This window comes from Methylocaldum sp. (genome assembly GCF_039794385.1).
GTDB lineage: Bacteria > Pseudomonadota > Gammaproteobacteria > Methylococcales > Methylococcaceae > Methylocaldum.
In genome coordinates, this window is the sequence record NZ_JBDIVO010000418.1 from 1 (window position 1) to 3,571 (window position 3,571).

The window sequence follows — 3,571 nt, forward strand, 5'->3', positions numbered from 1 at the left end:
CTAGCCAAGATCGACAAGGGTAGGAAATGAGCTTTCGCCAGTTGTCCTAATGAAGCTGGGTAAAGTAGAGGACGGGTTGCCATTAGTTTAGCGCCGGTCTATCTGTTGCCACCCTTTTGTCTGGCGTCGCGTCACAAACCGCGACGACGTCAAGTTGGCCTGTCCCGTCTCATCGGACCATGCCTACGCTTTGGCCTAGGTCGTCAATAGTGGACGCCATCAGCTTAAGCTCCCATCGGTTGAATCCTTGCTTGTTGAGCAAAGACCACGGGTGAGAGATTGCCGAGTTTCGAATGTCGCCTTTGACGGTTGTAGAAGATTTCAATGTACTCGGTCATGTCCGCCTTGGCCTCCGCCCGCGTGGTGTAACGTCGGTGGTGGACCCATTCATTTTTTAGCGTACCCCAGAAGCTTTCCATGGGGGCGTTGTCGTAGCCGTGACCCCGGCGGCTCATGGACGGTTGCATCCGAAACTGTTTCAGCAACGCCTGATAGCCGCTGGCGCAATACTGACTTCCTCGGTCGGAGTGGTGAATCAAGCCGGGTGCCGGCCGTTGGTGCTTCACCGCCCGAATCAACGCCTGTCCGGTCAGCTCCTGCGTCATACGGGCACCCATGGCATAGCCCACGATCTCGCAGGTGTGGACGTCCTTAACGCCTGCCAGATACAGCCAGCCCTGCTGGGTCGGGATATAGGGGTGAGTAGACCGGGGGAATTGCACCCTCAGCCCCTCGCAGAACCGGACGTGAACCTCTCAGTTCATCCGGCTCCCATCATCCAGCCATCGGGGCATACCCCGCCTCCCAGTGAACGAATGCCCCTGGCATCTTGGCAGCGAGCCGACCGAGCGCACGCCTGGCCCGCGTTTTATGGCGAGCCAGGTGTTTATATTTGCGCATCAGCCAGCGCCCCAGATAGGCATTCAGGTGCTTCCATACCGAAGCCATCGCCGATCCATGAAACCGTCCGTAGTAATGGAGCCATCCCCGCAGCACCGGGTTGAACATGACGGAGAGATCACGAAGTTCCTTGTCGCACTTCAACTGAAGATGCCATCCCCGAATGGTTTGCCGCATCGCCTTGAGGGCGTCACGACTGACCGCCGGCGCAAAATTCACGTAGACCCGGCCATATTTATCCACCGCCTTTCGCGGTCGAAACGTATAGCCCAGGAACGTGAACGCCGTCGTCGGATAGTCCCCCGGTCGATTGACGTCCTTGCAGTAGACGATCCGTGTCTTCTCCGGATGTAGTTCCAGCCCGCACTGGCGAAAACGCTCGCCGATCCTCCGCAACGCCAACTGCGCCTGCGCCAGGCTCTTGCAGTGGACCACCCCATCGTCGGCATAGCGGCAGAATCGCACACTCCGCAGATGCTCGCTGACCCACCGGTCGAAGGCATAGTGCAGGAACAGGTTGGCCAGCAACGGACTCACGACACCGCCTTGCGGCGTGCCCTTGGTCCGATCGACCCGTTGGCCATCCGTAGTTTCCAAGGGTGCCTTGAGCCAGCGCTCGACATACAGCAACACCCAGGGAATTTGGCAGTGCTTGCGAACCGCCCGTAACAGCAGTTCATGGTCAATGTTGTCGAACAGTCCCTTGATATCGAACTCGACCACCCAGTCGTACTCCCAACTGCGCCGCCTGACCAGGGCAATCGCATCATGCGCCGAGCGCCCGGGCCGGTAACCATAGGAATTTCGGTGAAACACCGGTTCCAGTTTCGGCTCAAGCACCCGCTTCACCACGGTCTGTGCCACTCGGTCGGCCACAGTCGGAACACCGAGCAAACGCACTCCCCCTGACTTCTTCGGTATCGGCACGCCTTTGACCGGCGGCGGGAAATAGCTGCCGGAACAGAGCCGATTCCAAAGCTTGTACAGGTTGTCGCCCAAGCGCTGTTCGAAGATTTCAATGGTTTCCCGGTCGATGCCGGCTGATCCTCCGTTGGCTTTCACACACTGATAGGCTTCCCAAACCCAGGATTTGGGAATGTCGTACGGCTTGGTCATGACGCCGGGCTCCTCCTGCTTGCGCAGTTGACCCAACCCCACGACCGGATGATGCGACCCCTTCGCTCCACCGCCATTACAGCGGCTTCAGCACTACTACGAGTCGCTCCGCCCCTTGGCGGCGCATCGGTACTGTCGGCCTCGCCTTTCGGGCTTGCGCCTTTCCCTTCGCATCGCCGCCGAAGGTTCCCGCAGTTCAACGTAAGAGCCCGGATCACGCTCACGCTGCCTCTATGCCGGACACCGCAAAGGCCGTAAGCAGGTTTCGCCTTTACTGATCCCGGAGCAACATCACTCCCCGGTTTTGATGTCATCTGAGTACTTTCGACACTTGAACGGCAGTTCACGGTTGTTCGTCTTCGTTGATCCATACCTGACGCCTTAAGACGCCTTTTCCGTAACGCTCACGACCCGCGCTTTTGCCGCACGCCGCTTACGGTGGTTTGCCACCTGCTCCTGCAAGCCGATGGCGAGGGGCCTACCCTCATCTCTTACGCCGCTTGCTGCGGCACACTGATATCCGTCACCCACACTTGGCCAGGACGTGCCGTGGTGAAGTCCTGGTTCAGTAGGTTCTCCGCCACCGGCAGGCTGTGATTCGAGTGCGTCGTCGCCTTGAATTTCCTCACCTGTTTGCAGCGCAAACCCAGCTTTCGCCGGAGTCGCTTGATCCTACCGATCCCGGCCCGGAAACCGTCCGCGGCCAACTCCGGCTGCAACCGGATCGGCCCATAGGTTTCCCGGCTCCGGGTATGAGCCGCCCGGATCGCTACTTCCAAGCGCGCATTCTCCTGCGACCGCTTCGAGGGCTTGCCTTCAGCCAGGCGTAATAGCCGCTCTTCGAGACCTCGAACACGCGGCACATCAGCTCCAACGGGAAATCCTTTCGATGAGTCTTCATGAACGCGTACCTCGCACCGACTCGCTCGCGAAATACGCTGCCGCCTTTTTTAACAAATCGCGCTCCATCCGGACTTCCGCCAATTCGCGCCTCAGACGGGCATTCTCGGCTTCTACATCGGTCACCGGCTGGCGGCTTTCGCCTACCGTGCTCAGTCGCCCTGCACGGGCCCGATGCACCCAGTTCGCTAGCGTTTTTGCCGACATCCCTAATCGCCGTGCGGCTTCCGGCAGCGTCAGCTTTTCGTCCGACACCAACTTTACGGCCTGTTCTCGAAATTCTGCTGTGAACGACTGTCTGGGTAACTTTGCCATTTCGTACCTCCATCAACCACTTTACAGGATTGATGGCGTCCACTTTTTCGAGCCTACCCCACTTTTCCGTACGCGGCTTTCCAATGGTCTTCGCAACAAGGCATGTGCCGATCGCCAAAGCGCCTTTGTCGGCAGTTTAAAAAGTCCATTGCGTCCATAGATCACAGGTCCCGGGAAGCGGCTGTATCCATGTGCTCGCTCCTGGCTTGTGATGATGCAGCAGATAAAATTGCACCCGCTCATCCACACGCAGCTTCACGTTGGAGATCGTCCTGGTGCAGTTACGGTCGTGGAAATAGTTGGCCAGCCGCGCAAGGTCCGGTTGAATTCTCCGATACTC

At 58.6% G+C, this 3,571-nt stretch carries 4 protein-coding genes and 1 pseudogene; all 5 read right to left on the reverse strand.

Annotated features, from left to right (window positions below):
- Positions 1 to 224: 224 nt before the first annotated feature.
- Positions 225 to 695, reverse strand: a pseudogene (locus tag ABJK70_RS21900) (IS3 family transposase); the annotation flags it as partial.
- Between the two features lie 79 nt (positions 696 to 774).
- A complete protein-coding gene (ltrA, locus tag ABJK70_RS21905; RefSeq protein WP_347259129.1) occupies positions 775 to 2,016 on the reverse strand; it encodes a group II intron reverse transcriptase/maturase in 1,242 nt (413 codons plus the stop codon).
- A 491-nt stretch (positions 2,017 to 2,507) separates the two neighbouring features.
- Positions 2,508 to 2,879: an IS3 family transposase gene (locus ABJK70_RS21910; protein WP_347259130.1), complete on the reverse strand. Its 372-nt coding sequence runs from the start codon at positions 2,877 to 2,879 to the stop codon at positions 2,508 to 2,510.
- Between the two features lie 34 nt (positions 2,880 to 2,913).
- On the reverse strand, positions 2,914 to 3,231 hold the full coding sequence (locus ABJK70_RS21915) for a transposase (RefSeq protein ID WP_086135672.1): 318 nt from the start codon (positions 3,229 to 3,231) through the stop codon (positions 2,914 to 2,916).
- A gap of 136 nt (positions 3,232 to 3,367) precedes the next feature.
- A partial coding sequence (locus tag ABJK70_RS21920) for a hypothetical protein (protein WP_347259131.1) occupies positions 3,368 to 3,571 on the reverse strand: 204 nt, incomplete at its 5' end.

What these genes read in the sequence shown, in the direction of transcription:
- ltrA (WP_347259129.1), bottom strand. Translation starts at nt 2,016, where the DNA reads ATGACCAAGCCGTACGACATTCCCAAATCCTGGGTTTGGGAAGCCTAT.
- ABJK70_RS21915 (WP_086135672.1), bottom strand. Translation starts at nt 3,231, where the DNA reads ATGGCAAAGTTACCCAGACAGTCGTTCACAGCAGAATTTCGAGAACAG.